The sequence below is a fragment of the Rhizobium favelukesii genome, from assembly GCF_000577275.2.
GTDB classification, from domain to species: Bacteria; Pseudomonadota; Alphaproteobacteria; order Rhizobiales; family Rhizobiaceae; genus Rhizobium; species Rhizobium favelukesii.
Genome location: NZ_HG916852.1, coordinates 3,185,628 through 3,211,973, shown reverse-complemented (window position 1 = coordinate 3,211,973; position 26,346 = coordinate 3,185,628). Strand labels below are relative to the sequence as shown.

Genomic DNA, 26,346 nt, shown 5'->3' with positions numbered 1-26,346 from the left:
GGCGCGTTTTTCTACGAATGCACGAGCGATTGGATTTTATTGTCGCTTGATTGCACCAATGCGAAGCGTAGCGACGCTTCGATGCTCGCAATGAGAGGTTCAACATGCCTTCGACGGTCCGTGAGCGGCTGAAACTGGATCCCGGCGACATTCCGATCTACGCCATCGGTGACATTCATGGCAGGCATGACTTGCTGCAGAAGGCAGAGCAGGCAATCGTCGAGGATGCCGCCGCCATTGCAGGGCGCAAGCTGATCATCACGCTCGGCGATTACATCGATCGCGGGCCGTCATCAGCACAAGTCATCTCCCACCTGATGGGGCCGCCTCCCGAGAATTTCGACCGCATCTGCCTGACCGGGAACCATGAGATTACGATGCTCGACTATCTCGACGGTCTGGTCTCCTTTTCCGATTGGATGCGAATGGGGTCGGATGCGCTGCTGCGCTCCTATGGCCTCGACGCAGAGCAGTTGCCGCTGGTTTTTTCGACCGCAGCAAAGCTTGATGGCTTCATCAGGCAATCAATACCGAAGCCGCATGTGGATTTCCTGCGCTCCCTGCCGATTTTCGTCGATACGCCTAGCGTGCTCTTCGTGCACGCCGGTATTGATCCGATGCTGCCGATCGAGGCGCAAAGTGACGAGGATCTCGTCTTCATCCGTCATCGCTTTTTCGAGAGCCGTCGGCCGCTGCCGAAGGTAATCGTCCACGGCCATACGCCGAACGACGAACCTGAGGTCCTGCCGAAGAGGCTGAACCTCGACACTGGCGCCTTCCACAGCGGCAAACTCACGGTTGCCAGGCTGTGGAAGGGGCGTGTGCATCTTTTCCAGACGTGATCAGGCGCCGGCTTTTGCTGGCTCCCGCTTCTTTGGCGTCTCTTCCGTGTAGTAGCTCACATATTTATGGCGGTAGCGTTCCGTGCCGCCGAAGTTGGTGAACTTGCCGAGCTCGGTCATGTCGGTCTTGTTGAGGATCACGCCGAGAATCTTGGACTTGATCTGCGGCTCGGCATTCAGAAGGTCGCGCACGACGGATGTCGGCGTCGAGCCCCATTCGGTCACAAACAGGAAGCCATCGACCTGTGGGGCAAATGCCTTGGCGTCGATGACGGGGCCGAGCGGCGCAAGGTCGACGACGATGTAGTCGAACATCTTGCGGGCATTTTCCATGAGGTTGAACATGCCCTGCGAAGCAAGCAGCTCGCTGGTGTGCATGAGGTGATCGTTCGGCAGAACCGGAAGGATTGCCAGCTTCGTCACAGGATCGACCTTGACGGCACTTGCCCACGGAACCTCACCAAGAACCGCCTCGACGAGCCCCTGCTTTGGCGGTGTCTTCAGCATGCGCGTCAGGCCGGGGTTGCGAAGGTCGGCGTCGATGAGCAGCGTGCGCTTGCCGCTGGAGGCGAGGAGCGCCGCGAAGTTGGCGGCCGTGGTCGACTTGCCTTCTCCCGGCATCGCCGAGACGACGCCGATAACGCGGTCCGATTTGCCCTGGAACATGACGTCGCTCGCAAGCTTCGCATTGCGCAGGGTTTCGGCGAAGATCGAGCGCGGTGCTTCGAGGACAACACGCATGATGCGTTCGAAGGTCGCGCCGGAATCGGCTGCCGCTTCGGCAGGGTCCAGCGGAGGATTGGCACGGGGCCGGAAGAGCTTGCCCTCCCGCGGCGGCTTGCCGATCAGCGGCAGATAGCCGAGGAATTTGAGGCCAAGGATCGTCCTGACGTCGCCCTCGACGCGGAAGAAGCGTTCGCGGAATTCCTGGAATGCCGTGAGCGCGCCGCCGGCCATCAGGCCGAGAACGATGGCAAGGCCAAGCGTCATGGTCTTTTTCGGGCTGGACGGCGAGACCGGCACGCCTGCCTCAGAGATCACGCGAGCCTTGGCAATGGGGAAGGACTGTTGCTGCGAGGCCTCCTCGTACTTGCCGAGGTAGGATTCGTAGAGTGTCTTCAAGGCAGTTGCCCGTTGCTCGAGATCGTTGAGCTGGACGATCGACCTGTCGGCTTCCGAATTCTTGCCTGTCAGATGTTCGATGTTCTGGCGGAGCGAGGCTTCCCGTGAGCGGGCGACTTCGAACTCGTTGCGGTAACTGGACGTCAACTGCTGGAGTTCCTGATAGATCTGGCGGGTCAGGTCCTGCTTTTCGGCACGCAGAGCGACGGCTTGCGGGTGGTCTTCGCCGAAGTTTGTCGTGACCTCCTGCTCGCGCTTGTTCACCGAGATGTAACGGGTGCGCAGATCCTGGATCACCGTATTGTCCGTCTGGCCGGACGAGATTGCCGCGTTGTTGACGGCGCTGTCGGGACCAAGATCAACGATCGACTTGAATTGGTTGTAGCGGGCCGAAGCGCTGGCACTGTCTGCCTGGGCGACGATCAACTGCTTGTTGAGGTCGGCAAGCTGCTGTTCGGACATCAGCTCACCATTGGCCGATGTCAGCCCGTTCGCAGACTTGAACTTCGCCACATCGAGGGCTGCCTGCTGCGACCGCTCGCGAAGATCGGCGAGACGCTGCTGCAGCCAGACCGAGGCGCTTTCCGTCGCGTCGAAGTTGGCATTCAACTGATCGTTCAGATAAGCGTTCGCGTAAGCCTTCGTGATCCGCGCGGCGAGGAGCTTGTCGGTCGAACGGAACGAAACCGCCAGAACAGAGCTGCGGTTGACACGGGATACAGCCACCGCGTCCTGCAGCAAAGCGGCCGCCTTCTGGCGGCGGGCGTTGCGAGCATCGTCTTCCGCAGCCGGCGGCCCGCCAGGTGCCAATGCGCTCACAATCAGCTTCATCCCGGACTTGATCAGCGCGGCCGGCGACTGCGCAGGATCGAGGATTGTTTCGTTATCCTGAAGCTTCTCGGCATCGACCACGCGAAGCGCGAGCTCGTTCGACTTCAGGATTTCGACGGCGCTGGCGATCTGCATGTCGACCTGCTGTGCGCTGGCCGCCGGCGTCGGATCCTGCGCGTATTTCGCAATATCGTCGTCGAGCAGGATCTGCGTCATCGACGTGTACTGCGCTGTGGCGAAGAGCAGATAGACAACAGCGAGCGTCACTGTCGCAGCAACGCAGAGCGCCACCGACCCGGCGCGGCGAATGACAATGGCGATCAGGCGATCGATGTCGATGAATGAATCGGAATCGTCGGCCGCTTTGGGCAGAGAACTGTGCAAGGTCAGGTTCCGTTGGTTCATGGCTCTATCCTTTGCGGGAGCGGGTCACGCCATCGATGGCTGTGAGGTCGGTCCGCGGGCTGATCAGTTGGCGAAGCGGCGCGAGCGCGCGATGGATCCGAATGGCGATCGGCATCCTGAGATGCGCCACCGCCGACGGATTGCTCCAGGCCGTCTTGATCGCTCCGGAGATCGACCGGTCTTTGATGTTCTGTACGAGGATGAGGAAGGCGCGACCTCGGCGGAGGCTTCGTTCGCGAAACTCCTGTGCGGCCGCCGCCTCCGCATCCAGCGTGTAATCTCGAAGGAAGCTCTTATCGCCCTCGATCATGGCGTCGATGTGATGAAGGGCAAGAACGCGTGAAATCGATCCCTCACGGATCTGATAATCGTAGCCGGGGATTGGCTCGATCACGCAGCGCCCACCAAGCGCCATGACCGAGGCGAGGAACAGATAATCCTCGCCGACTTTCAAAGCTTCATTGAAACGAAGCCCATGTCGTTCGATGAAAGCGTGCTGAAAGATTGGCTTGAGATAACCAAAGTTATGCGTTGTCTGAAACAGGGCATTCGATCGTATGAATACGGGAAGCGTCAACTCGGGCGTTTCCGCCAGCGATTGTTCGGTAAACATGGTCTCCGGCGGCGTGCCGTCGGCGCGAATGACGCGGAGATTGTCGACGGCGATCTGAGCACCAGCCTTCTCGGCGCGCCCGATCATGCGCCGTAGTCGGTCCGGTTCGACGGTGTCGTCGGAATCAAGCACGGCAAGCCAGCGGCCGGTCGCAGCCGACAGGGCCTCGTTGCGCGCTGCCGCAGGCCCGCCGTTGCGGGCAAGCGCCAGCAGCTTCACGTTTCTGTCGGCGTAGCTCGCCGCAATGGCTCTCGTCTCGTCCGTCGAGCAGTCATCGGCGACGATCACCTCGACCGAAACGCCCCTTTGTGCAAGCGCGCTATCGATCGCCTTGGCGAGCGTCCCCGCCGCATTGTACGCGGCGACGATGAAGCTGACGTCGGGCTGGGTTTGCGTCATGCGGCCTCCGCCGTTCCATACTGACGGATTTCACGAACGCCCAACAGGCCGCTGACGACCCCGGTATGCATGAGGCCGCGAAGGGCGTAGCGATACCGAGGAATCGGCGAAAAGATGCAAGCAAGCGCCGCGGCATAGCAGAAGACTGCCTTGGCGACGGCAAGGCCGATCTGCTTTAGCCGCTGCAAGCCGGTGTTCTGCTCCTGGAGCAGCCGCCCATGTGTCTGACCGAAGCGGAAGCGGCGCTTGGCAAGCCAGGACAAGCCAGCGCGGCTTTCGGTCACCGGTTCGTAGACATAAGCCTCGGGCGCAAAGGCGATCCCGCCGCCTTCGGCATGCATGTGGCTGAAAAATTCGGTGTCCTCGCCACCGGTGCGTCCAAGCGCCAGGTTGAAGCGACGCCCGGCCACATGGGGCGAATCGAGGCGAAGGAGGACGTTGCAGGTGTAACCGGTGCGGATTTCGCCGCCGACCCAGACCGGCAGGGTCGAGTGGAAGTCACCCTCGCGCATCCAATTCGGCGCCGTGGAGGAATAGACGCTGCGCACAGGGCCAAGCACGGCATCCGCCTTGGTCTTCCTGGCCGCGGCAAGCAATTCCACCAGCCACTCCTCGCTGGCGTCCTCATCGTCGTCGATGAAGGCCAGGAAGTCGCCGGTCGCATTGTCCAGGCATGCGTTGCGGGCAATAGAGATGTTCGATGCCGGGCAGTGCACATAGGCAATCTCATGCGGAATGGTCGCGCGAAGCGCATCGATCCGTTCCCTCGCACTTGCAACCTTGTCGTTGTCGGCCACGATGATGCGCAGCTTTGCTCCTTCCGGGACGGCCAGGACCGCAAGCGAAAGCAGCGCTTCGTCAAGCGAAGCGCGGCGGTAGGTGCAAACGCCGATATCGATCTGCATGGGTTTCACATCGTTCATGAGGAGACCTTTCTGCCGCGGAAGCTCAGAAGCTCCATCCAGAAACCGGCTGACCAGGCGAAGTGCATCACCATTGCCGAAACAGCAGCGAGCGGGCCGTACGGGTTCCTGTGGCCGATGGCCATCCAGAAGCCGTAACCGACGCACGCGACGGCCCAGAGGCTGAACGGGATGACGGCCGCCCAGTTCAGAACGGCGAGAAACGCGCCGATGAAGACAGGCACGACGAGCAGCGGAAGCATCTGCCGAAGATTGGGCATGCTGCCGTGCTTGAGAATGTTCTTCGCCCGACCCCGACCATAACCGAGGTATTGGCGAAACAGCGTCGAGATGGTCGAGCGCGGATAGTAGGTCATCCGGGTCTTGTCGGTCATCCAGATACCGAAGCCGCCCTGCTTCAGGCGGTAGTCGAGTTCCGCATCCTCGTTATGGCTGAAGGTCTCGTCATAGCCGCCCACGGCATCGAAGGCTGCGATGCGCATCAGTGCGTGGTGGCCGTGATTGGTCCAATGACCCTTTGCGCCTTCGCGATGCTTGGAGCCGCCGTTCCCGAGCTTGGAGTTCTGAGCAAAGGCCGTTGCCTTCTGGAAGACGCCGAAGCCAACGGTTTCCATTGCGACCACGACGGAGTCCGCCTGGGTCAGCACCGCCTCCTGCACAAGGCGACGGCAGTAGTCGGCTGGGTAGTCGCCGTGCGCGTCGATGCGGATCAGGTAGTCGTAGTCACGGCCAAAGGTCTGGACAGCGAGATTGATCGCCGCGCTCTGGATCCGCCGCGGATTGTGCAGCAGCACGACGCGCGGATCGGTGGTGCTGATGCGAGCGACGATTTCGCGTGTCGCGTCCGTACTGCCGCCGTCGGCGACAACGATCCGGGCATTCATGTGATCGAGCTCGAGGCTCAATTTGGCGAGCAGAGCCTCGATGTGCTTCTCTTCGTTCAGGCAGGGAATGATGATGAGACTGGAGACGCTGGCACCGGCATCAGACTTCATGGGTGTCCACCCTTCTGGAGATACGCTTGTGGGAACAGTTGCCCCGGCGCCGCCCCTCTTTGCGGCTGTCGGAACAAGGCGGGAAAGGTTTGCGACGAGCGCAGCGCAATCGCTGCGGTCGGCAAGCCAGGTCTTGCGATCCTTGGCGGCGACGGCCTCGCTCAACGCGCGGTAACGGTCGCCGGTCATGCTTTCGAACAGGTGCTCGAGCTGCGAAAGGCTCGCTTCCGGGAGCGCAAGGCCGATGTCGCGGGCCTCAAGGAAGCGTGCCGTCTCCGTGCCTTGCAGCGCGATCGGGACGGCGCCGTAGAGGCAGCCCTCATAGAGCCGGTTTGGCAGGAGCCAGCTCGAATTGAGGCCCTCCTCGAAGAAATCGATGGCCCAGGAGAAATGGACGTCGTCGTAGATCGCCCGCAAATCTTCCGGGTTGCGATAGGCGCCTTCGAAACGAAGGTAAGGCTCGTCGCGCACGAAGGCGTCGAAATTCTCGAATTCGGCGTAGGCGGCGCGGCCGCGCAGGACGATCTCGACCCTGCCTTCCATGCGACGGGAGAAATCGGCAAGCAGGCCGAGCGACTTGCGGCAACGAAGCGCGCCGAACCAGCCAATCTTCCATGGCTCTCCGGGCTGCTTCAGCGGGCGGCCGAATGCCGGCTCGATGGCTGCCTCGTCGAGGGCAATCACCTTGTTCTCGATCAGAAGCGTCTCCGCTTTGATGCCCGATCGGGGGCTGAAATAGTTCTCTATGAAGGCCGGAGAGCTCGTCAGGATCAGCTTCGCATCCTTGCCGAAATGCGCCTCGGCACGCCGGATCGCAGTCCCCACCAGATCGTCGCGCAGCAAAAGGCGATGGATGTCCAAGCATTCGTAGACAACGGGAACGCTGCCACCGAAAAGCGCGTTGGCCCTGTGCGCGACGGCCAGCGCTTCCAGATTGCGCCCGATGATGAGATCCGGCGTCTCCACGTTCTTCAACAGTGCCTTGAGACCGGCCACGGCTTTTGCGACGGCGCCCATGCGCTGCGCAAACTTGGCATCGGTCGTACGGCCAAGCTCGATCGGCGTGACCCCCTGCACTTCGGCAAGCCGGTTCTCTCCGCGGCGAAAACCGGCGAGCACGACGTCGGCGCCCCCCTCGCGCAGCATCAGCATCCGCCGCCGTACGGCAGGGTCTGCCAGATCATGCACGAGGTAGAGCACTTTGAGCATCGACGTTCCTTTTTGGGTGCCGGCTTCCGCCGCGCTTGTTGTCTGCAGGATGCTGGTCAGTTGAGCGTGCATGCGATCGATTCAGGGAACTGGCATTTGTCACCGAGCGCGGTGAAAGCAACGCGATCGACGCTGAGAACGGCTGGCTTCGTGTAGTCAAAACGCCCCATCCAGTTCGAGAGCGTGTCCGAACCCCATAGGCTGAAGAAGATCTTCTGCGGGTTGGACGGTATCTTCGACGGATCGGTAACGTCTTGGACAAGCTTGCCGTTCAGGTAGTAGCGCAGGCGATCCTTTTCCCAGATGAAGGCATAATCGTTGAAGCCCTCGTCGGCCTTGCTGCCGACAGGAACGAGCTTCTCGTTATCGCCCTTGGCCTGCACGTACTGGTTCACCTGCACTTCGCCGGTGTTCTTTCCCAGCACTTCGAAGTCGATCTCGTCGTGCTTCTGCTTGTCGGCAGGCCCGATGTAGGTGAAGAAGGCGGAATTCAATCCGGAGCCCGTACCGGCCTTGATACGCGCTTCATAGGTGCCGTAGCTGTAGCGCTTGGTCGTCTGGATCTCGCCACACAAGTAGTTGCGGTCCTTGGACTTTCCGTCCGCGAACGAGAGCTGCAGGGCGCCATCTTCTACCTTCACCTGGTTTTTCGACCAGGTGCAGTTCTGATGGGCGCCGTTGTTCCAGCCATCCGACACGTACCAGAAGCCGCGGTTGATCTTGTCGAAGTCATCCACAAAGGACTTTCCGGGTGCCTGTTGTGCCGAAGCCGGCAGCGCCGAAACGCAGGCTGCCGTGATGGTCAGAAGGCTCAGGCAAAGTTTTCGCGCATGGGCGATTTGGGTCGTCATGTGTCACCTTTGCTGTGTAACGAGTTTGGGAGAGATGTCGTGGGGCGACGTCGGCGTCGCGGACCGTTTGGTTCGGCTGCCCGTCAGAATTGCGTAGATGCGTGGGAAATTCCTCCGGCACAGTCCGTTCGAAAAGGCGAGGAGCGGAAACAAAAGGGCGAAAGACAGGACGAAGAAGAGTGGATAGAAGCTCACATCCGTCTTGCCCCACAGGATCCACAGAAAGATGAGCAGCGGGTAATGGGCGCAAAAGATCCAGAAGCTCAGGCTTCCGGTCTTCGCAAGCCGTTGACCGAGTTGCGTCTTGATCAGCGGAGCCGACAGCAGCCAGAAGCCGAGCGCGCCGACGATTGCTAGCGCATTGCGGAAGAATTGCACCCAGTCCGGCAGGGAAGGGCCGGTGTAGAAGATGGCCGTCGCCAGAAGTGCCGAGGCGGCGAGCAGCAGGAAGACGCCAAGGGCGGCAAAGCGGTCGAGCGCCTTCAGGTCGAACTGCTGCAGGGCAATAAAGATGCCGAGACTGAAGCTGAAGAGGATCGAGCGCTTCAAAACGATGTAGATCGACAGCTCCGGAATCAGCGCGATTACCAGCAAGGCGGTCAGCGTCAAAATCGGAGCGCGGCTGATCAGCCACGCGAGGATCGGCGAAAGCAGGATGCAGACGAAGAGATCGCGGAGGAAATAGAGGGGCACGTTGGCCGGAAAATCCTCCACCGCCAGCACCTGCGTCATCAGATCGCGGCCGGATGCGGTCAGCGGGTCGGGCAGATAGCCGTCGCCAACGCCGAGGCTGGTGGCCAGGACGATCGCCGCGATAAACGCGCAGTTCCAAAGCAGGAACGGCAGGAACACCGTCTGCACCTTCGTGCGCACGGTTTTCTTGTAGCTGAAGTTTTCCTGTCCACTGCGAAACAGCAGATAGCCAGAGATCGCGCTCAGGCAGGGAACGCCCACCCGAAAGAGCGCCTCCGTCAGGAAAACCCGGATCCAGTCAAATGCGCCGTAGGTCCCGTCGTAGGGACTGCTGGCGGCGTCGAACGGTATATGGACGAACACAATGCCCGAAATGAGCACGATGCGCATCAGATTGATCCGTGACGATACGTTCGCATCAACATTCACGTTATCAGTCACCCCTTTTGGGCCGCACCTCCCCTTGCGACCGTTTTCAATCAGAGCAGACTCGAGCCCGCACGCCGAAGTTAGGGCGGATTCACGGAAGAAAATATGGCAGTGCAGCAAAAAGTGATCGGGGTCCCACTTCGTAACAGTCGTCCTGTCCTGGCTCAGTATGGGAAAAACCCTCTATATCGCTCTGCCCGAATCGTCCTGAACGTCAACGACAGCAGTGCATTTCATAACATGATGATATTCATCAATTTCTGGCTTTTTCCCTCGCCACGCAGGGCAAAAGTTTTTGTTGACTGGTGAACGATTGTTACAACGCGAGGCTGACGAACCGCTCCGATCGTGGCCGAATTGCGACCGGAGACCGGGCAGCCGTTTCGTTTCGATACGATGGCTCTGATCCGATCTACCAATCCGCTTTGACAAACTTCGGCCGAAATGAACGTCATCATTTTGCAGTGCAGCAGACTTGCTTGGCTTTCAATCACCCCTAGATGCGCTGGGGTGGAAACATCACTTCGCGTATCTCAAGGAGAGTATATGGCGGCCTTCACGATCATCATCCCGTTCTACCAGCGTCAGGACGGCATCCTCAGCCGCGCCCTGGCGTCGGTCTTCTCGCAAAGCTTCAAGGATGTTGATGTCATCGTCGTCGACGACCAGTCACCACGCTCTCCCGATGCGGATCTGGCTCGCCTGTCGGAAAAGGACAGGGCGCGCGTCACGGTGATCGCGCAGCCCAACGCTGGGCCAGGGGGAGCCAGAAACACCGGTCTCGATCATGTCCCGGAAGCGACGCGGTATGTTGCCTTTCTCGACTCCGACGACGTCTGGACACCCGATCATCTGGCGAATGCGGCCAACGCGATGGAAGCTTTCGGTGGCGACTGCTACTGGGCGTCGATCGAAGGGGGCGAGGAATTCGACTATCACTTCGGTATCGCCGCGCTCGTAAGAGAAGACGGGGCGCGGCGTCTGCTGGACAAGCCGCTGATCCTCGAGGTGCCGGATCTCGCCGGCGTCATGCTGAAGAACTGGGCCTTCCTGCACATGTCCTGCATGGTCATCGGCCGACCGCTGTTCGAAAAGGTGCGTTTCGATGCGGCCCTGCGATTGGCGGCCGAGGACGTCCTGTTCTTCTGCGATTGCATCATCGCGGCGAAACAGGTGCTGCTCTGTGCAGAGCCGGGAGCGCTGCGCGGGGAAGGCATCAACATCTTCCACGGTGTCGACAACGCCTCACCGGAGTTTCTCAAGCAGCAGTTCATCACCTGGATGGCACTCGACCTACTGGAGAGCCGCTTCTCGCGCCGACCGCAGGAGGTCGCGACGATCAAGGCGCACAAGAACACCGCGCGTAAGCAGGCGATCTGGAGCCAGATCGGGCTTCTGCGTCGTCGCAAGACGCCAGATTTCAGGTTGCTCGCACGCTGGGCAGCGCGCGATCCCCGGTTGCTTCAGAGCGCGCTGCAGCTGGCTGCCGGCAGGTTCTCGAGATAGTCGAACCCCGGCTACTTGGCCGGGGCGCTCAGAAGATATCGCAAGCCATTGCCCTGCGCGGTGACGGAGACGCCACCGGGATTGCGCATCCGCTCCGTCTTGTCCATCAGGATGCCTGCCGCGACAGACGGGAACGCCGCCGGGTGCGTTGCGATGTGGGCGATTGCTGCCAGCGGGCCTGATTGCGACTTGATGTCGAGGAACCGCCGCAGTTCATATTTGCCGCGCACATGGCGCTCATGCCGACGCACGGCTTCTGCGGCCTCTGGCGGCAATCTCGATGACGTCAGGAGCGCGCGATCGGCCTCGTAAAGGCGGCGAAGATCTTCGGTGCGGTGGGTGCCGCTGAGCGAATTTCCGCGCACGACAGCGCCGTAGCCGCAGCTGTGGATCACCTTGTAGCGCGCGCCGAGCGCCAGGGCGCGGATGTAGAGGTCGTAATCCTCTCCAAGCCGCATCTCCTCGCGGTAACGCAAGCCATGCTTGTCCAGGAAGGCCCGGCGCATGATCGGCTTGAGGAAGCCGATTTCGCCGCGGCGGACGCCACGCTTAGAAATGTTGCCATCGACAAAGGTGGGCAGGTCGAGGAAGAGCGGACTTTCGGCAAATTGCTGAAGCCGCTGGGGCGCCTGGCTCGCCGTATCGGCGTCGACGAACGCGATGTTGTCGGCAACAAACTCCCAGTCGTCTTCCGCGAGCATCCGGCCAAAGCGGCCATCGAAGAAGAAATCGTCCGCATCGAGGATTGCGATCAGGGGTGCCGAAGAGATGTCGATGGCGTGGTTACGGGCGGCGGACGGCCCTTTGTTCTGGTCGAATCTGACGACATTCAGCCTGCCGCTGGCGTCATCCGCACGTTTTGCAGCCTCTGCCGTGCCGTCGCTGGAGCCATCATCGACGACAACCACTTCGGCCACTTCCGGCTCCCGAAGGGCCGATCTAACGGCGGTTTCGATGGTGTCCGCTGCGTTCTTGGCAGCGATGATGACGCAAATGCTTGCGGTTTTTGCCACGCTTTACCTCCGTTGTTTCTCCCAACAACTAGGACGTCAAAATGTGGCGGACAACGGTCGGCTGTTCAAATGATGTTACGAACGCGGGCTGCTCTCGATGTCGGAGAGCCACGGCAGCGCCGCGAATCGCAACGCTTAGCGGTTGAACGGTTCAGAGCCGTTGAACGGCCTGACAGGCAGCTTTTCCGCCTCTTCGCGCTTCACTGCGGGGCGAATCGTGCGGCTCCGGGCTTCCTTCCAAACGAGGTATAGGATGCCGCCGAAGTAGCCGGTCTGAAGCAGGACGGCACAAATCGCCGTCTTGATCGCGGTGCCGGTCAGAGAACCGCTCAGCCAATACGTCGCAACAGCAAATACGGCCAATGCGCCGAGCATGCTGAAGATAACGCGAGGTGCATACATCGTCGCCTCCTCCATCGGAGCTTCGTTCAACGAACAATCATTGAAGACGAAAGCGCCACCAGGATCCTTCCTAGGATAAATGTTTTACAGGACTTCCTGTTTCAACTGAAGCTCTGGAGACGTTTTTTGCGTCTGCGAAATGGGTAGTACAGCGACGATCTTAAAGGTTTCTTCCGGCTATTGGTAAAAATGCCACGTGCTGCCACCGTTCCATCGGTTTCGCGAAAGATGATTAAAAAATATTACGCACATCTTTGGTTGCGCACAATTAGGCAATACACGTATCTATTAGTGCCACAATGTCGGTCATATGGGGTGGGTAAGAGCGGTTATGCGTTCAACTTTTATTACAAAGTTTTAAATTCAAACGGTTAGCTGTTGCAGTGCAAAATTGATGGTGCAATGCAATAAACGGGTTCTTTCGACAAATAGAATCCGCCGCTTTTCCAGAAGCCGCCAATGCAAACCACCAATTGTCAGCACCATGCCCGAAGGACCTAGACTTCAGTATCTTTGGTGCGCATAGCAATGGCCGAGACTTTTATTGGTACACGCAGAGATTATTTCCAGATCGCCAGAGAATTGTATAGCTGTTTCAGCAAAATCTTAAAAACAAAAAAGTTGAACGGCGGCTGTAAAAACACGTCGTAAAGCCTCGGTCTTAAAATTGTGGCTTAAAAAAACAAAATCACCTCATACACTTCGAATTCGTCAGCGCTGGCCAAGCGGCCTGAGCCTACCCGACCACCTGAGCCTACCCGACCAAACGGCAAACATAAGTGGAGTTACCTCTATGAAGTCTGCGACGAGATCGGACAGTTCGCCATTTTATGGCGTAGTTCATCAGAGCGTGTTTCCGCCGACTGGCGGGATCGCAAAACGGGCATTCGATATGTCCGCCGCCTGCCTCGGGCTCATCTTTCTGAGCCCGCTTTTTTTGATGGTGATGTTGCTTGTGAAGCTTTCCGACAGGGGGCCGATCTTCTACGGGCATCGCCGCATCGGCCATAATGGCCAAGAGTTCCGTTGCCTGAAGTTTCGGACAATGGTCACCAATGGTGACAAGGTTCTGCAGGAGTACCTGCGCAACAATCCGAAGGCCATGGAAGAGTGGCGTGCAACGCGCAAACTGCAGGACGACCCCCGGGTCACTGCCGTCGGTGCCGTTCTACGCAAGTTGAGTCTTGATGAGCTGCCCCAGCTCTTCAATATCATCCGCGGCGAAATGAGCGTCGTCGGTCCGCGTCCGGTCGTTCGAGACGAACTCGAAATGTACGAGAATGCGGCCGTCTATTATCTGCAGTCCCGCCCTGGCCTGACCGGCCTCTGGCAGATCAGCGGACGCAATGACGTTTCTTACGCAACCCGCGTCGCCTTCGACACGCACTATGTCGAAAACTGGTCGCTGGTTCGGGATGTCGTGATCATCGCACGCACAATCCCGGCGGTATGCGCTCAACGCGGCAGCTACTAAGCCGCATCTCAAACCCAAAGAGTACTGCGCGGCAACGCCTTGCGGCTTGTCGTGCTGAAACACGGGGAAGGTACATGGAAAAACGCTTTCTTGACGGCAGGGCCGGACGACGTCGCACGCTAAGATCCGGTATTGTTTTCGCAGCCGGATTTGGTGCTTTTCTGGCGTCGTCATCGCTTGCTGGCGCCGACGACTACCGTCTCGGCATCATGGACAAGCTGAAGATCCGGGTGGCCGAATGGCAGACCGCGGATGGCAGCATCCGCGACTGGTCGGTCGTCAGTGGGGACTACACGGTCGGGCCTTCAGGAAGCATTTCCCTGCCTTTCGTCGGCGATATGCCCGCATCGGGCAAAACGACGGACGCGATCGCCCAGGAGATCGGTTCGGCTCTGCAGAAGCAATTTGCTCTGAAGGACCGGCCGTCTGCCTCGGTGGAACTGTCGGAATTCCGGCCGGTTTATCTGTCAGGCGACGTCGAAAAGCCCGGCGAATACCCGTTTGCGCCCAATCTCACGGTCGTAAAGGCCGTGAGCCTTGCCGGCGGTCTGCGCCGTGCGGATGCCGGGCAACGGTTTGCGCGCGACTTCATCAACGCCAAGGGTGACGCTGTCGTCTACATGGCGGACCGTGCACGCCTGCTGGTGAAGCAGGCGCGGCTGCGCGCCGAGACCGCGAACCAGGATACGATCGAAATGCCGAAGGAGCTTCAGGACAAGCCGGAGGCCAAGGCCCTGCTTGACAGCGAAACAGCCCTCCTGAACACGCGCAAGAAGCGGTTGACGCTGCAACTTCAGGCGCTTGCTGACCTCAAGCAACTGCTGCAAAGCGAAGTCGAGACTCTTGCCAAGAAGACCGAAACGCAGACGCGGCAGCTGCAGCTGGCAACGGAGGATCGCGACAAGGTCGAGGATCTGGCAGAAAAGGGTCTTGCGCTCAGTGCCCGCAAGATGGCGGCCGAGCAGCGCGCTGCCGACACCGAGGCGACGCTCCTCGATATCGATACCAATTCGCTGAAGGCCAAGCAGGATATCAGCAAGGCCAATCAGGACGAGATCACGCTTCGGAACGACTGGGATGCGCAGCTTGCCCAGGAACTTCAGAATGCCGACGCCCAACTCGACGAACTCAATCTCAAGCTGAACACCAGCAACTCGCTGATGTCGGAAGCCTTGACGCAGTCGACTGATGCTGCACGCTTCGACACGACGAGCGGTGCTGCCAGCATCGCCTATTCGATCATCCGCGAGGTCGACGGGAAGGCGAAGGAGATTCCGGTTCAGGAAAACACAGCATTGCAGCCCGGCGACCTGATCAAGATCACCGCCGGATTGTACATGCGATAACGAGGCCGCAATGCGGATCGCAAAATCGGTGCTCATCCAGCCCGGCGGGAACGCGGCCTATGCCATCCCCGCCGTGGCGCTGTCGCTTTTTTGCTTCGCCTACTCGATCAAGTTCGGGCAGGCGGCGATCCTGCTTTACTATGCGCTCTGGCTGCCGCTCATCGCTGTGGACTACAAGAAGGTGCTCGGCAGCCATGGTCGCTACCTCTGGATCTATGCCTTTGCTGCAGTTGCCTTCCTGTCGGTCTTCTGGTCGGCGGTTCCCAGCATTTCGCTTCGCGCCAGCATCCAGTATCTGACGCAGGTCATCTGCGCCCTGATCGCGGTGCGGGTGCTCGATGTGAGAACCCTGACGGTGGGGATGGTCGCGGGCGTCGGGATCGTTCTCGTGTATTCGCTGCTGTTTGGCTACTACGAGTACGATCCGCTGGATGGCACCTTCAGTTTTGTGGGGGCCTTCGCCTCGAAGAACCAGCTTGGCTTCTATGCGTCGCTTGGCCTGATCGTCTCTTTTGCGGCTGTCTTCATCTTCGGTGAAAGACGCCTCTGGATGGCGGCGTCGGGCGTGGTCGGGCTGCTATCGGCCTACTGCCTCATCGCCTGCCAGTCTGCGACGTCGGTTTTGACGACAGCCGTCGTGATCGCCCTGATGATGGGGCTGCGCGTCGTCCTCGCCCTTGCCCCCGACCATCGCAAGCTGCTGGTGATCGGCGGCGGCGTCGCCGTGATCGTCCTTGCCGTTGCTGGTGTCTACTTGGGGGCGGTCGATGCCGTTCTCGGCATCTTCGGCAAGGATTCCACGCTGACCGGCCGCACCTATCTCTGGCAGCAGGGGATCGAGGCGGCCAAGCAGAACCCGGTATTGGGAATCGGCTACCAGGCCTATTGGGTCCAGGGCTTCTCCGAGCCGGAGCGGCTGTGGGAAGAGTTCTTCATCGGATCGCGCAGCGGCTTCCACTTCCACAACACCTACATCGAAACGGCCGTCGAGCTGGGGCTCACGGGCGTCATCGTTCTTGCCGTCATGTTGTTGCGGGTTCTGTGGGGGCACCTGCGCCGGGTCATCGAGGATTTCAGGAACGATGAATCCTATCTGCTGTTTTCGATCGCGGTGCTGCTGACGATCCGCTCCTTCGTCGAGATCGACATTCTGACCCCATACAACGTCGGAACGTTTCTTTTCTACTTTGCCGCCGGCAAGCTGGCGACAGCGCGCCGCCGACCGGCGGTGAGCTTATGGCAACGACAGACGTCGCCAGAGCCCGTCACTGAATAACGTCATTGCATTTTCGACCGGCCTGGACCGGTCTTCCGAGGAATCCGGATGAAGACACTTTACGGCATCCAATATCTGCGCGCCTTTGCGGCACTTGCCGTCGTGGTCTTCCATGCGGCGGAAAAGTCCGGTGAGCATTTCGCCATTGGCGCCGCCGGCGTCGACGTCTTCTTCGTCATCAGCGGCTTCATCATGTGGGTCATCAGCGATCGCCGACCGATGACGCCGCAGGGTTTCCTGCTTGATCGCTTTCGTCGCATCGCGCCGTCCTACTGGCTGGTGACGAGCGCGATGATCGCCGGCGCGGTGATCGGCCTCTTCCCGAGCCTGAAGCTCACTGGCGCCCATATCATTGCCTCACTCTTCTTCATTCCTGCCCAGTCGCCGAGCACCGGTGATATCTGGCCGGTCCTCGTTCAGGGCTGGACGCTGAATTTCGAGATGTTCTTTTACGTGCTGTTTGCCGGGGCGCTCTTCCTGCCGCGTCGCTGGCGGTTGGCCTATCTGACGGTGATTTTCGGTGGCTTTTTCCTGATCGGCCTTCTCTTCGAGCCCACATCGCCGGTGCTGAGCACCTATGCGCGGCCGATCATTCTGGAATTCCTCGGGGGGGTCTTCCTGGCGGAATTGTGGATCCGACGCTGGATTGCGGGCACCAGTCTGGGGCTTGCTTGTGTCGGCGCATCGCTCTCCGGATTTGCCACCATCTTCCTGATCGGTGCCGATTTCGATGAAGCAATCTGCGGGCCGCTCGCCATGGCCCTGGTTTACGGCATGGTGTCCCTCGAGGCGGGTGGCAGCATAGGCCGCGTACCGCTTCTCACCTATCTCGGTGATGCTTCCTATTCGATCTACCTCTGGCACACGCTGGCGATCTCCGTGATCGTCAAGGCTGCAGGCGCAGTCGGGATGTCGGCAACGCCGACGATCGTAATCGCCGTCATAGGAGGCACGATCCTCGGAGCCGCAGCCTACGAGCTTGTCGAGAAGCCGCTCCGCAAGATCCTGTCGTCAGACCTGCTCAAACAGAACGCGGTCGAGCGGCGCCCTTCATGAAGAGGTTTCGGTGGCAGTCTCCTCGGAGGGCGGCGCGGTCTCGGTCTGCGCAACTGGTTTTCGCCGGCGCGCGCGCAGCACGACGTAGAAGACGGGTGTCAGGAACAGGCCGAAAATCGTTACGCCAAGCATCCCTGAGAAAACGGCCGTTCCGAGCGATTGACGCATTTCGGCGCCGGGGCCGGTGGCGATCATCAGCGGCACGACGCCGAAGATGAACGCGAAGGCGGTCATCAGGATTGGCCGCAGACGGAGGTGACTGGCCTCGATCGCGGCCTCGACGGCCGATTTGCCTTCGTCCTGCGCCTGTCTCGCGAACTCCACGATCAGGATGGCGTTCTTGGCTGCCAGACCGATCAGCACGATCAGCCCGATCTGCGTCAGGATATTGTTGTCCATCCCGCGCAGGTGAACGCCGATCAAGGCAGCCAGGATCGCAAGGGGAACGATCAGGATGATGGCAAGCGGCAGGACCCAGCTTTCATACTGCGCCGACAGTGCCAGGAAGACGAAGACGACAGACAGGGCGAAGATATAGATCGCCGTGTTGCCGGTGTTCCGTTCCTGAAAGGCGATTTCGGTCCACTCGAAGGTTGTTCCTGCTGGCAGTAGCTGCTTGGCAAGGCCCTCCATCTTGTCCAATGCAGTGCCCGTCGAAACGCCGGGGGCGGCATTGCCCTGCACGGGTACGGACACGTACATATTATAGTGCTGGACGAGCGACGGGCCGCTGGTATCGCGGATATCGACCAGCGTGCCAAGCGGGACGAGTGCGCCGGTGGCGGATCTTACCTTCAGGGCGAGGATGTCGTCCCGCTCGACGCGATATTGTTGGTCGGCCTGGGCCCGCACCTGGTAGACACGCCCGAAAGCATTGAAATCGTTGACATAGGATGTGCCGAGATTGATCGACAGCGTATCAAAAATGTTGGAGATCGGTACGTTTAGCGTACGCGCCTTGTCGCGGTCGATTTCGAGGAAGTACTGCGGGCTGTTGGCGGAGAACGTCGTAAAGACACCCGTCAGGCCCTCTGTCTGGTTGGCCATGCCCATCAGCTGATAGGCGACGCCAAGAATGCGACGCATGTCGGAGCTTTCGCGATCCATAAGCTGCATCTTAAAGCCGCCCGCATTGCCGATACCGGAAATCGGCGGCGGCGGGATAGCGATGATGAAGGCCTCCTGAATTGCCTGTAGGCTCCCGTAGAGTTGTCCAATGATCGTAGACGCCGTCTGCCCGTGCTCCAGGCGGTTTTCGAAGGTGTCGAAGGCGGCGAAGACGACGCCGGAGTTGGAGGCATTGGTGAATGTCGCGCCGCTGAAGCCCGAGAAGGCTACGGCATTCTTCACGCCTGGTGTGTTGCGGATAATTTCCGAAGCGCGTTCGACAACCGCGTCGGTGCGGGAAAGTGCTGCACCGTCCGGCAGTTGCACGACGACAATGGCGTAGCCCTGGTCCATCACTGGGACGAAGCCACCCGGAACGATCCGGCTCATATAGTATGTCGCGCCGAGCAGACCGACAAAGACGATGAGGGCGAGGAATCGTGCGGCAACCGTCTGCACCGTGTGACGGACGATCCATGAATAGCCCGCACTCAACCTGTCGAACCCTTTGTTAAATCCGTTCGCAAGCGCGCTTGCGAAACGCGCAATCGGATTGCGACGCTTCTCGTGCTCCTCGTGGGGCTTCAACACCAGCGCAGCAAGGGCCGGCGAGAGGGTCAGTGAGTTCAGCGCCGAGATTGCGGTGGCGACCGAGATCGTCACCGCGAACTGGCGATAGAACTGACCCGAAATGCCGGGGATGAAGGCGGTCGGCACAAAGACGGCGATCAGGACGAGCGAGATCGCAACGACTGCCGTGCCGACTTCGTTCATCGTCACATGCGCGGCCTCCCGCGGCGTCATTCCCTTTGCTAGGTTGCGCTCGACATTTTCGACCACGACGATCGCGTCGTCGACGACGATGCCGATGGCCAGCACCAGGCCGAACAGCGTCAGCATGTTGAGCGAGAAGCCGAAGGCGAGCAGAAAGGCAAAGGTGCCGATCAGCGAGACCGGGATGGCGACGATGGGGATGATTGCCGTTCGCCATGACTGTAGAAATATGAGAACCACGATGGCGACGAGCAGGGCGGCTTCAGCGATCGTCTTGTAGACCTCGTTGATCGACTCCGCGATGAATTCAGTCGGGTTGTAGACGATGTCGTAGCTGAGACCTTGCGGAAAATCCTGAGCGACAGTGTCCATCGTCCTCTTGATTTCGGCTGCGGCCGCGAGCGCATTGGTGCCGGGACGCGCGAAAATGCCGAGCGCCACGGCCGGCTTGCCGTTCAGATAGCTATTTGTGACGTAGTCTTTGGCGCCGAGTTCGATGCGGGCGATATCCTGCAGCTGGACGAGACGCCCTTCCGCGGTCGCCTTGACGATGACATAGCGGAATTGTCGTGCATCCGAGAAACGTCCCTGGGTCGTCACGGTATATTGAAAGGCGTTGGTGCCGGCAGCCGGCGGTCCGCCGATCGAGCCGCCGGAGACCTGCACGTTCTGTTCGCGCAGCGCATCGACGACGTCGCCGGAGGTCATGCCGTAGGCCGACAGTTTTTGCGGATCGAGCCAGATGCGCAGCGAATACTCGCGCTCGCCGAACAGGATGACGTCGCCAACGCCGTCAAGGCGAACAAGCGTGTCGCGGATGCGTGTGCGCGCGTAGTTGGAGACGTAAAGCTGATCGTAGCGAGAGTTCGGTGACAAAAGATGCACCACCATCATCAGGTCGGGCGAACTCTTTGCCGTCGTGATGCCGATGCGCCGCACCTCTTCGGGAAGGCGTGGTTCGGCGATGGCAACGCGGTTCTGGACAAGGACCTGCGCCTTGTCGAGGTCCGTGCCGAGCTTGAAGGTCACGGTCAGTGCCATCGAGCCGTCAGCAGTCGAATAGGAGGACATGTAAAGCATGTCCTCGACGCCATTGACCTCCTGCTCGACCGGTGTCGCGACGGTATTGGCAATCGTCTCGGCATCAGCGCCGGGATAGGAGGTGCGGATAACGATGGTCGGTGGCGCAATCTCGGGGTATTGCGCCACGGGCAACTGAAAATAGGCGATGCCGCCGACGATGAGCAGCACAATGGAGAGCACCGACGCGAAGATCGGGCGGTCGACGAAGAAGTGCGCAAATCTCATCGGCTGAGCTCCAAGCCGGCGGCTTCTGGCGCAATTTCCTCGCGGCTTTGCGGAAGCTCCACCACTTGCGGCGTCACCTTGGAGCCTGGGCGTGCCCGCAGGAGGCCATTGATGACGATCGTCTCGTTGCCGTCCATGCCCTCACGGATCACGCGATAACCATAAAGGCGCGGGCCGGGGCGGACCGGCTTTGCCGTGACAGTCCCGTCATCTCCAACGACATAGACAACGCGTTGGTTCTGGTCCGAACCGATCGCCTCGTCGGGGACGAGGATCGCTTTGTAGACGTTCGACGCTTCAACAGAAACGCGACCGAATAGGCCCGGCTGGAGCACATAGTTCGGGTTGTCGAAGCGAGCGCGTATGCGCTTCGTGCCGGTCTCGCTGTCGATGCGGTTTTCAGCGAAGTCCAGCTTGCCCTTGAATGGCTTTTCGTTCGAATCCGTGATCCTTACCTGGACCTCGACGCCGCCGCCGCCCTCCTGCAGATCAACCCCGCGCTCGCGGGCAGTCTGCGCGAAGTTAAGAAGGCGGCGCTCGTCGACGTCGAAGTAGAAGTCGATTGGATCCACCGAAACGATGGTGGTCAGCACCGATTGGTCGGCCTGGACCAAGTTGCCGACGGAGATCAGCCGGCGGTCGATGCGCCCGCCGATCGGGGCGGTGATCTTCGTATATTCGAGGTCGAGTGCCGCGCGATCAGCCGTCGCTTGCGCGCCGCGGACGTTCGCCTGTGCCGAAACCCATTCGCGCCGGCGGTCGTCAAGGATCGATATCGACTGGCTGCCGCTCGTCGCCAGGCTCTCGGCCCGCTTGAACTGAGCCTCGGCGTAGACGAGCGTGGACTTGGCCACCTCCAATGCCGCGTTCGCTTCGTTCAGCGCGGTGTTGAACGGCCTCTGGTCAATGACGAAAAGCAGATCGCCCTGCTTGACGAGTGCGCCGTCGGTGAAATGCACTTCCTGCAGGTAGCCCCCGACACGCGAGCGCACTGATACCTGATCGACCGGTTCGAAGCGGCCAATGAACTCGTCATTGTCGACGACATCGCGCACGACAGGTTTGGCGACGGAAACGGGAGGGGGGGAGGCTGGCTGCTGCGCCATCGCCGCGTTGAACGGCAGGAGAGCCAAGGTGCCAATAGTCAGCAGACGTCGAAGGGAGGAAGGCATGGCGGTTTCCTTATCCGGACGGCCGCAAGCGCCGCCGTCGCTTATGCTGATCGAATGCGATTCATGTCTTGATGTCGCTAAACAAGGGCGCTGGCCCTCATTCACCTATGCCATTGCAAATTTACGATCGCGGCGGTCGGCCGCGCAGGCGTGCTTGTCATCGAGAAAACCGGCCGACCGAGACCACTGCATTTCCGATAACCCTCTGGATTTCTACTTTAAACGGCTGCCGATCGAAATTGCAAATGCCAACCGGTTGCAATTTCGAAAACCCTCCGAAATCTCTGCGCGTATTCCAGTGCGGCATTTTGGCCGCAGCTGCGGAATCTGGGAGGGAGCCTATTGTGCATCTGCAAACGCTTAATATATCTAGGCATATTATAAGTGTGCTTATCAATTATCGGTGCTGTCTGTCATGAGTGGCAATCCTACTCTCGGCTTCCTGTTGCACGACGTTGCACGGCTGCTTCGCAAGCGGTTCGAGCAGCGCGCGCGTTGCCTTGGGCTCACGCGGTCGCAATGGCAGACGCTTGCGTACCTCCGTAGCAACGAGGGAATCCACCAGGGCGGGCTTGCCGAGATCCTGGAAATCGAGCCGATGACACTTGTCCGCATTGTTGACAAACTCGCCGACCGCGCGCTCATCGAGCGCCGTCAGCATCCGACCGATCGCCGCATCTGGCTTCTCTATCTGCGCGAGGAAGCACATCCACTGCTCGCTGAGATGCGCGAACTCGGTGAGCTGACACGCAGCGAAGCATTCCAGAGTATCCCTCCCGAGCAGCGGGACCAGCTGTTCGACATCCTATCCGCAATGAAGACGAACCTAGTGCAGGCCTGCCGAACCCCGGTAGCCGAACATGAGACCAGACATGGCTGAGAAGTCCTCCCTGCGCGTCGTTGCCGACGCAAATGCCAAAAACCCAGTTGAAGAAAATGACACTTCCCCTCGCGAGGAAACAGTAGCTGAGGCGCCTTCATCCAATTCAGCGCCCGCTACTGCGGTGGCTGCGCCCGGCGGCACTCAGGTCCGCCGCCGGCGCAGCCTCACGCGGCCCGTTCTGTTCGCTTTGCTGCCGGTCGCGCTCGTCATCGGTGGCTATTACTACGTCAACGGCGGTCAGATCATGTCGACCGACAATGCCTATATCCAGGCTGACATGGTGGGCCTGACGACCGACGTTTCCGGTATCGTCGACCAGATCAACGTGCACGAGAACGAGGCCGTCGCGAGGGGCCAGGCGCTCTTCAGCTTGCGCCAGGATTCTTTCAGGATCGCACTCGACGGTGCGCAGGCGCAGCTTGGCGCCGTGCGCAACCAGATCCTCAATCTGAAGGCCAGCTATCAGCAGTCGCTTGCCGAGATCACACAGGCCGAAGCCGATATTCCGTATTACCAGACGGAGTTCGACCGCCAGCAGAACCTCCTGAACAGCTCGGCTGCGACACGTGTTGCCTATGACCAGGCCAAGCACAATCTCGACGCCGGCCATCAGAAGGTTGCCGTTGCCAAGGCCGAAGCGGCAGCGACGCTGGCGCAGCTCGGCGGCAATGCCGACCAGCCGGTAGAACACAATCCGCTCTATCTCGAAGCCAAGGCGAAGGTGGACGATGCGCAGCGCGAACTTGACCACAGCGTGGTCAAGGCGCCGTTCGACGGCATCGTGACAAACGTCAACGCGCTGCAGCCGGGCTCCTACCTGCAGGCGTCCACGCAGGCCTTCTCGCTGGTTTCGGCAAGCAACCTCTGGATCGCCGCGAGCCCGAAGGAAACGGAACTGACCTATGTCAAGCCCGGTCAGCCGGTGACGATCTATGTCGACACCTACCCGGGCGTGGAGTGGAAGGGCAAGGTCGAGAGCATCAGCCCGGCCTCCGGTTCGAGCTTCTCGCTGTTGCCGGCGCAGAACACGACTGGCAACTGGGTCAAGGTCGTGCAGCGCATTCCGATGCGGGTCAGTATCGATGACACCGCCGGCAAGCCGCCGCTTCGCGTCGGCATGAGCACGGTCGTCGACGTCGATACGGGTCGTACCCGCGGTCTTCCGGATTTCGTTTCCAAGCTTTTGGGCCGCTCCGGCGGCAAGGACCATGAGTAACGCTGCATCATCGCCGGCCACCCCGGTAGCCAATCGCGCCGCGATCACGGCTTGCGTCATCCTGGCCGTGATCATGCAGGCGCTGGACACGACGATCGCCAACGTCGCGCTGCCCTATATTCAGGGCAGCGTCTCGGCGAGCGCTGACCAGATCAACTGGGTTCTGACCTCCTATATCGTGGCGGCTGCGATCATGACGCCGCCGTCCGGCTTTCTGGCCGCGAAGTTCGGGCGCAAGCGGGTGCTGCTGGCGGCGATCGCGGGATTTGTCGTTGCCTCGGTCTTGTGTGGCTTGGCTCAAAGCCTTCCTCAGATTGTTGCCTTCCGACTTCTCCAGGGCCTCTTCGGCGCGTCTTTGGTTCCACTCTCTCAGGGCATCCTCCTCGACATCTATAGTGTCGAGGAGCGCGGCTCGGCCATGGCCTTATTTGGCGTCTCGGTCATGGTCGGGCCGGTCCTCGGACCTGTGATCGGCGGCTGGCTGACCGATAACATCAGCTGGCGCTGGGTGTTCTACATCAACGTGCCGATTGGCGCGCTGGCGTTTGCCGGTATCGTGATCTACGTCACCGAGACGAAGCTGGATGTGCTGGCGAAGCTCGACTGGTTTGGGTTCGGAATGATGAGTCTCGGCATTGCATCGCTGCAGCTGTTCCTCGACCGCGGCGAACAGCTGAACTGGTTCGCATCCGGCGAGGTCATGATCGAGGCGATCGTCTGCGCCGCGGCCTTCTACCTGTTGATCGTGCATACGCTGACGGCTGAGAAATCGTTCGTGAATCCGAAGCTGTTTCTGGACCGAAATTTCAGCGTCAGCATGCTCTTTATCTTCGTGATCGGCATCACCTATCTCGCCTCGCTGGCACTGATGACGCCTTATCTGCAGACACTGATGGGCTACCCCGTCATGACCGCCGGCATCGTCATGGGACCGCGTGGCCTCGGCACCATGCTGTGCATGTTCATCGTCGGCAGGCTGATCGGCAAGGTCGATACGCGCGTGCTGCTGGTGCTCGGTCTCGGGCTGACGGCCTGGGCGATGTACGCCATGACTGGCTGGACGCCCGATGTCTCGCAGTGGACGATCATTTCCGTCGGCTTCGTTCAGGGCGCCGGCCTTGGCTTCCTGTTCGTGCCGCTGACGACGATCGCCTTCTCGACCTTGCCGGCGCACATGCGCGGTGACGGAACCGGTCTCTACAACCTGTCGCGAAACATTGGTTCGAGTGTTGGCATCTCGATCGTATCGGCGCTCCTTGTCGAAAACGCCCAGGTAAATCACGAGACCATTGCCGCCTATGTCACACCGTTCAACCGGGCCTTCGAGGCGACGGCGGCGCAGGGGCTGAGCCCGCTGACGGCGGCCGGTCGGGCATCGCTCAATGAACTGATCACGCTGCAATCGACTGTCATCGCCTATATCGACGATTTCAAGCTGCTGATGCTGATGTCGCTTGCGGTCATTCCGCTCGTGCTGCTGTTGCGCAAACCGAAAGTCGCTCCGGCGATGGACCACAGCGCCGTGATGGAGTGATGTTCAGCGGAACGGCCTGCTGAGATAGCGAGACCCGGAGATGCCGAAGCGCCAAGGTGCTTCGGCATTTTTCGTTATGCCGATCCGTTTGCCGGCGACAATTTCGATAGGAGCTGAGGGTGTGATCGAGAACGGCGGGCGGTCGAGAAGTCTGTCGTTCACCGAGAGGTCGATGCCGAGCGCCTGGCAGAGCTTGCCGGGGCCGCTGCAAAGTTGCGTGAGCACGTCGCTGCCGCGGCGCTCCGTCATGGTCGTGATGCCGGCTTCCGGCTCGATTGCGCGGATCAGCACGGCCGAGCCCGGCGTGCAGACAAAGTTAAGGCACCAATACATGCCGTAGATGCGATAGATGTAGACATTGCCCGGTCGACCGAACATGGCGCCATTTCGTTGCGTCGGGCCGCGAAAGCTGTGCGAGGCTTCGTCGTCGGGAAAGTAGGCTTCCGTCTCCGCTATGCGACCGCCGACATCGCCAACATGCAGATGGCAACCGAGCAGATCGCGGGCAACGGCAATCGCATCGCGCTCGAAAAAACGCTGAAGCTCCTGGCCGGCGAGGGGAGCGGCGCCGATCGCACCAGCGGCATACGTCATCTGTTTCGGGCTCCGGCGGCTTGCTTCAAGGTACTAATGACCGGCTTTCGGGTCGTGGCCCGAGATGGAGGAACCCGTTACCGATACGGGGTCGCTTGCCGGAAAGGTATCCTCGAGACCTTCTTCCAACTCTTCTTCGAGCAGGGCTGCATCCTTGCCGCGCGCGCCATCAGCCTGCGAACTCTGCAACGTTGTCGCAAGCAATGCCCGCGCGCGCGTGATCGCATTGTCGTTCGTCAGCCCCGGGGAGGCAGCGGCGTAGAGCGTGACCGATATGCTGTTGCCCGACTGCTGCGTGAAGATGACAACGAAACTGCCTTCCTTCGGATGCACGGTGACGTCTGTGATGGCCATGGAAGATCTCCCGGTTCTG

The 26,346-nt window shown here is 60.2% G+C and carries 22 protein-coding genes; 10 read left to right on the top strand and 12 right to left on the bottom strand.

Annotated elements, in window-relative coordinates:
* Window positions 1-104 precede the first annotated feature (104 nt).
* Window positions 105-842 carry a metallophosphoesterase gene (locus tag LPU83_RS54480; protein ID WP_024317334.1) on the top strand — a complete coding sequence of 246 codons (738 nt, stop codon included), beginning with the start codon at window positions 105-107 and terminating at the stop codon, window positions 840-842.
* Here the strand turns inward: LPU83_RS54480 and LPU83_RS54475 are convergent, their stop codons facing one another.
* From LPU83_RS54475 to LPU83_RS54450, 6 genes are all read right to left on the bottom strand, one after another.
* Complete coding sequence (locus tag LPU83_RS54475) at window positions 843-3,200, bottom strand: polysaccharide biosynthesis tyrosine autokinase (RefSeq protein ID WP_024317333.1); 2,358 nt, start codon at window positions 3,198-3,200, stop codon at window positions 843-845.
* A 4-nt stretch (window positions 3,201-3,204) separates the two neighbouring features.
* Window positions 3,205-4,212, bottom strand: coding sequence for a glycosyltransferase family 2 protein (locus LPU83_RS54470; RefSeq protein WP_024317332.1), 1,008 nt, complete (start codon window positions 4,210-4,212; stop codon window positions 3,205-3,207).
* Window positions 4,209-5,135, bottom strand: coding sequence for a glycosyltransferase family 2 protein (locus LPU83_RS54465; protein ID WP_024317331.1), 927 nt, complete (start codon window positions 5,133-5,135; stop codon window positions 4,209-4,211). Before LPU83_RS54465 ends, LPU83_RS54470 begins: the two co-directional genes overlap by 4 nt.
* Window positions 5,132-6,130, bottom strand: coding sequence for a glycosyltransferase family 2 protein (locus LPU83_RS73485; RefSeq protein ID WP_024317330.1), 999 nt, complete (start codon window positions 6,128-6,130; stop codon window positions 5,132-5,134). The genes LPU83_RS54465 and LPU83_RS73485 overlap by 4 nt, the downstream gene beginning before the upstream one ends.
* Before the next feature lie 1,265 nt (window positions 6,131-7,395).
* The gene (gene exoK / locus LPU83_RS54455) at window positions 7,396-8,190 is read right to left on the bottom strand and encodes an endo-1,3-1,4-beta-glycanase ExoK (protein ID WP_024317329.1); all 795 of its coding nucleotides are present in this window, start codon (window positions 8,188-8,190) and stop codon (window positions 7,396-7,398) included.
* 3 nt (window positions 8,191-8,193) lie between these two features.
* On the bottom strand, window positions 8,194-9,312 hold the full coding sequence (locus LPU83_RS54450) for an acyltransferase family protein (RefSeq protein ID WP_024317328.1): 1,119 nt from the start codon (window positions 9,310-9,312) through the stop codon (window positions 8,194-8,196).
* Window positions 9,313-9,858: 546 nt separating this feature from the next.
* Here LPU83_RS54450 and LPU83_RS54445 point away from each other — a divergent pair.
* Window positions 9,859-10,818 (top strand): glycosyltransferase family 2 protein, encoded by a 960-nt coding sequence (locus LPU83_RS54445; RefSeq protein WP_024317326.1) that lies wholly within the window; start codon window positions 9,859-9,861, stop codon window positions 10,816-10,818.
* An 11-nt stretch (window positions 10,819-10,829) separates the two neighbouring features.
* On the opposite strand, the gene LPU83_RS54440 is transcribed toward LPU83_RS54445, so the two are convergent.
* Together LPU83_RS54440 and LPU83_RS54435 are read right to left on the bottom strand one after the other, a co-directional pair.
* Entirely contained in the window at window positions 10,830-11,831 is a 1,002-nt protein-coding gene (locus tag LPU83_RS54440) for a glycosyltransferase family 2 protein (RefSeq protein ID WP_024317325.1), read from the bottom strand.
* Window positions 11,832-11,966: 135 nt separating this feature from the next.
* Complete coding sequence (locus LPU83_RS54435; protein WP_024317324.1) at window positions 11,967-12,233, bottom strand: exopolysaccharide production repressor protein; 267 nt, start codon at window positions 12,231-12,233, stop codon at window positions 11,967-11,969.
* Between the two features lie 793 nt (window positions 12,234-13,026).
* Here LPU83_RS54435 and LPU83_RS54430 point away from each other — a divergent pair.
* From LPU83_RS54430 to LPU83_RS54415, 4 genes are all read left to right on the top strand, one after another.
* Window positions 13,027-13,707 (top strand): sugar transferase, encoded by a 681-nt coding sequence (locus LPU83_RS54430; RefSeq protein ID WP_024317323.1) that lies wholly within the window; start codon window positions 13,027-13,029, stop codon window positions 13,705-13,707.
* Between the two features lie 74 nt (window positions 13,708-13,781).
* Complete coding sequence (locus LPU83_RS54425) at window positions 13,782-15,053, top strand: polysaccharide biosynthesis/export family protein (protein ID WP_024317322.1); 1,272 nt, start codon at window positions 13,782-13,784, stop codon at window positions 15,051-15,053.
* A gap of 10 nt (window positions 15,054-15,063) precedes the next feature.
* On the top strand, window positions 15,064-16,329 hold the full coding sequence (locus LPU83_RS54420) for an O-antigen ligase family protein (RefSeq protein ID WP_024317321.1): 1,266 nt from the start codon (window positions 15,064-15,066) through the stop codon (window positions 16,327-16,329).
* Between the two features lie 48 nt (window positions 16,330-16,377).
* Complete coding sequence (locus tag LPU83_RS54415) at window positions 16,378-17,385, top strand: acyltransferase family protein (RefSeq protein ID WP_037070003.1); 1,008 nt, start codon at window positions 16,378-16,380, stop codon at window positions 17,383-17,385.
* Here the strand turns inward: LPU83_RS54415 and LPU83_RS54410 are convergent.
* Both LPU83_RS54410 and LPU83_RS54405 read right to left on the bottom strand, forming a co-directional pair.
* On the bottom strand, window positions 17,380-20,574 hold the full coding sequence (locus LPU83_RS54410; RefSeq protein WP_024317319.1) for an efflux RND transporter permease subunit: 3,195 nt from the start codon (window positions 20,572-20,574) through the stop codon (window positions 17,380-17,382). The genes LPU83_RS54415 and LPU83_RS54410 overlap by 6 nt on opposite strands.
* Window positions 20,571-21,746 (bottom strand): efflux RND transporter periplasmic adaptor subunit, encoded by a 1,176-nt coding sequence (locus LPU83_RS54405; RefSeq protein ID WP_024317318.1) that lies wholly within the window; start codon window positions 21,744-21,746, stop codon window positions 20,571-20,573. Before LPU83_RS54405 ends, LPU83_RS54410 begins: the two co-directional genes overlap by 4 nt.
* Between LPU83_RS54405 and LPU83_RS54400 the strand changes: the two genes are divergently transcribed.
* From LPU83_RS54400 to LPU83_RS54385, 4 genes are read left to right on the top strand one after another with little or no spacing between them, the layout of a single operon-like run.
* Window positions 21,745-22,110, top strand: a complete 366-nt coding sequence (locus LPU83_RS54400) for a hypothetical protein (RefSeq protein ID WP_141652593.1) — start codon at window positions 21,745-21,747, stop codon at window positions 22,108-22,110. The two genes, LPU83_RS54405 and LPU83_RS54400, sit on opposite strands and share 2 nt — an antisense overlap.
* A 51-nt stretch (window positions 22,111-22,161) precedes the next feature.
* The gene (locus tag LPU83_RS54395) at window positions 22,162-22,626 is read left to right on the top strand and encodes a MarR family winged helix-turn-helix transcriptional regulator (RefSeq protein ID WP_024317317.1); all 465 of its coding nucleotides are present in this window, start codon (window positions 22,162-22,164) and stop codon (window positions 22,624-22,626) included.
* A complete protein-coding gene (locus tag LPU83_RS54390) occupies window positions 22,619-23,845 on the top strand; it encodes an HlyD family secretion protein (RefSeq protein ID WP_024317316.1) in 1,227 nt (408 codons plus the stop codon). The genes LPU83_RS54395 and LPU83_RS54390 overlap by 8 nt, the downstream gene beginning before the upstream one ends.
* The gene (locus LPU83_RS54385; protein ID WP_024317315.1) at window positions 23,838-25,379 is read left to right on the top strand and encodes a DHA2 family efflux MFS transporter permease subunit; all 1,542 of its coding nucleotides are present in this window, start codon (window positions 23,838-23,840) and stop codon (window positions 25,377-25,379) included. Before LPU83_RS54390 ends, LPU83_RS54385 begins: the two co-directional genes overlap by 8 nt.
* A gap of 3 nt (window positions 25,380-25,382) precedes the next feature.
* Here LPU83_RS54385 and LPU83_RS54380 read toward each other — a convergent pair whose 3' ends face one another.
* Both LPU83_RS54380 and LPU83_RS54375 read right to left on the bottom strand, forming a co-directional pair.
* The gene (locus LPU83_RS54380; protein ID WP_024317314.1) at window positions 25,383-25,973 is read right to left on the bottom strand and encodes a DNA-3-methyladenine glycosylase; all 591 of its coding nucleotides are present in this window, start codon (window positions 25,971-25,973) and stop codon (window positions 25,383-25,385) included.
* 33 nt (window positions 25,974-26,006) lie between these two features.
* Entirely contained in the window at window positions 26,007-26,327 is a 321-nt protein-coding gene (locus LPU83_RS54375) for a hypothetical protein (RefSeq protein ID WP_024317313.1), read from the bottom strand.
* Between the last annotated feature and the right edge of the window lie 19 nt (window positions 26,328-26,346).

What these genes read in the sequence shown, in the direction of transcription:
- LPU83_RS54480 (WP_024317334.1), top strand. Translation starts at nt 105, where the DNA reads ATGCCTTCGACGGTCCGTGAGCGGCTGAAACTGGATCCCGGCGACATT.
- LPU83_RS54475 (WP_024317333.1), bottom strand. Translation starts at nt 3,200, where the DNA reads ATGAACCAACGGAACCTGACCTTGCACAGTTCTCTGCCCAAAGCGGCC.
- LPU83_RS54470 (WP_024317332.1), bottom strand. Translation starts at nt 4,212, where the DNA reads ATGACGCAAACCCAGCCCGACGTCAGCTTCATCGTCGCCGCGTACAAT.
- LPU83_RS54465 (WP_024317331.1), bottom strand. Translation starts at nt 5,135, where the DNA reads ATGAACGATGTGAAACCCATGCAGATCGATATCGGCGTTTGCACCTAC.
- LPU83_RS73485 (WP_024317330.1), bottom strand. Translation starts at nt 6,130, where the DNA reads ATGAAGTCTGATGCCGGTGCCAGCGTCTCCAGTCTCATCATCATTCCC.
- exoK (WP_024317329.1), bottom strand. Translation starts at nt 8,190, where the DNA reads ATGACGACCCAAATCGCCCATGCGCGAAAACTTTGCCTGAGCCTTCTG.
- LPU83_RS54445 (WP_024317326.1), top strand. Translation starts at nt 9,859, where the DNA reads ATGGCGGCCTTCACGATCATCATCCCGTTCTACCAGCGTCAGGACGGC.
- LPU83_RS54435 (WP_024317324.1), bottom strand. Translation starts at nt 12,233, where the DNA reads ATGTATGCACCTCGCGTTATCTTCAGCATGCTCGGCGCATTGGCCGTA.
- LPU83_RS54430 (WP_024317323.1), top strand. Translation starts at nt 13,027, where the DNA reads ATGAAGTCTGCGACGAGATCGGACAGTTCGCCATTTTATGGCGTAGTT.
- LPU83_RS54425 (WP_024317322.1), top strand. Translation starts at nt 13,782, where the DNA reads ATGGAAAAACGCTTTCTTGACGGCAGGGCCGGACGACGTCGCACGCTA.
- LPU83_RS54420 (WP_024317321.1), top strand. Translation starts at nt 15,064, where the DNA reads ATGCGGATCGCAAAATCGGTGCTCATCCAGCCCGGCGGGAACGCGGCC.
- LPU83_RS54415 (WP_037070003.1), top strand. Translation starts at nt 16,378, where the DNA reads ATGAAGACACTTTACGGCATCCAATATCTGCGCGCCTTTGCGGCACTT.
- LPU83_RS54410 (WP_024317319.1), bottom strand. Translation starts at nt 20,574, where the DNA reads ATGAGATTTGCGCACTTCTTCGTCGACCGCCCGATCTTCGCGTCGGTG.
- LPU83_RS54400 (WP_141652593.1), top strand. Translation starts at nt 21,745, where the DNA reads ATGGCGGTTTCCTTATCCGGACGGCCGCAAGCGCCGCCGTCGCTTATG.
- LPU83_RS54405 (WP_024317318.1), bottom strand. Translation starts at nt 21,746, where the DNA reads ATGCCTTCCTCCCTTCGACGTCTGCTGACTATTGGCACCTTGGCTCTC.
- LPU83_RS54395 (WP_024317317.1), top strand. Translation starts at nt 22,162, where the DNA reads ATGAGTGGCAATCCTACTCTCGGCTTCCTGTTGCACGACGTTGCACGG.
- LPU83_RS54390 (WP_024317316.1), top strand. Translation starts at nt 22,619, where the DNA reads ATGGCTGAGAAGTCCTCCCTGCGCGTCGTTGCCGACGCAAATGCCAAA.
- LPU83_RS54385 (WP_024317315.1), top strand. Translation starts at nt 23,838, where the DNA reads ATGAGTAACGCTGCATCATCGCCGGCCACCCCGGTAGCCAATCGCGCC.
- LPU83_RS54380 (WP_024317314.1), bottom strand. Translation starts at nt 25,973, where the DNA reads ATGACGTATGCCGCTGGTGCGATCGGCGCCGCTCCCCTCGCCGGCCAG.
- LPU83_RS54375 (WP_024317313.1), bottom strand. Translation starts at nt 26,327, where the DNA reads ATGGCCATCACAGACGTCACCGTGCATCCGAAGGAAGGCAGTTTCGTT.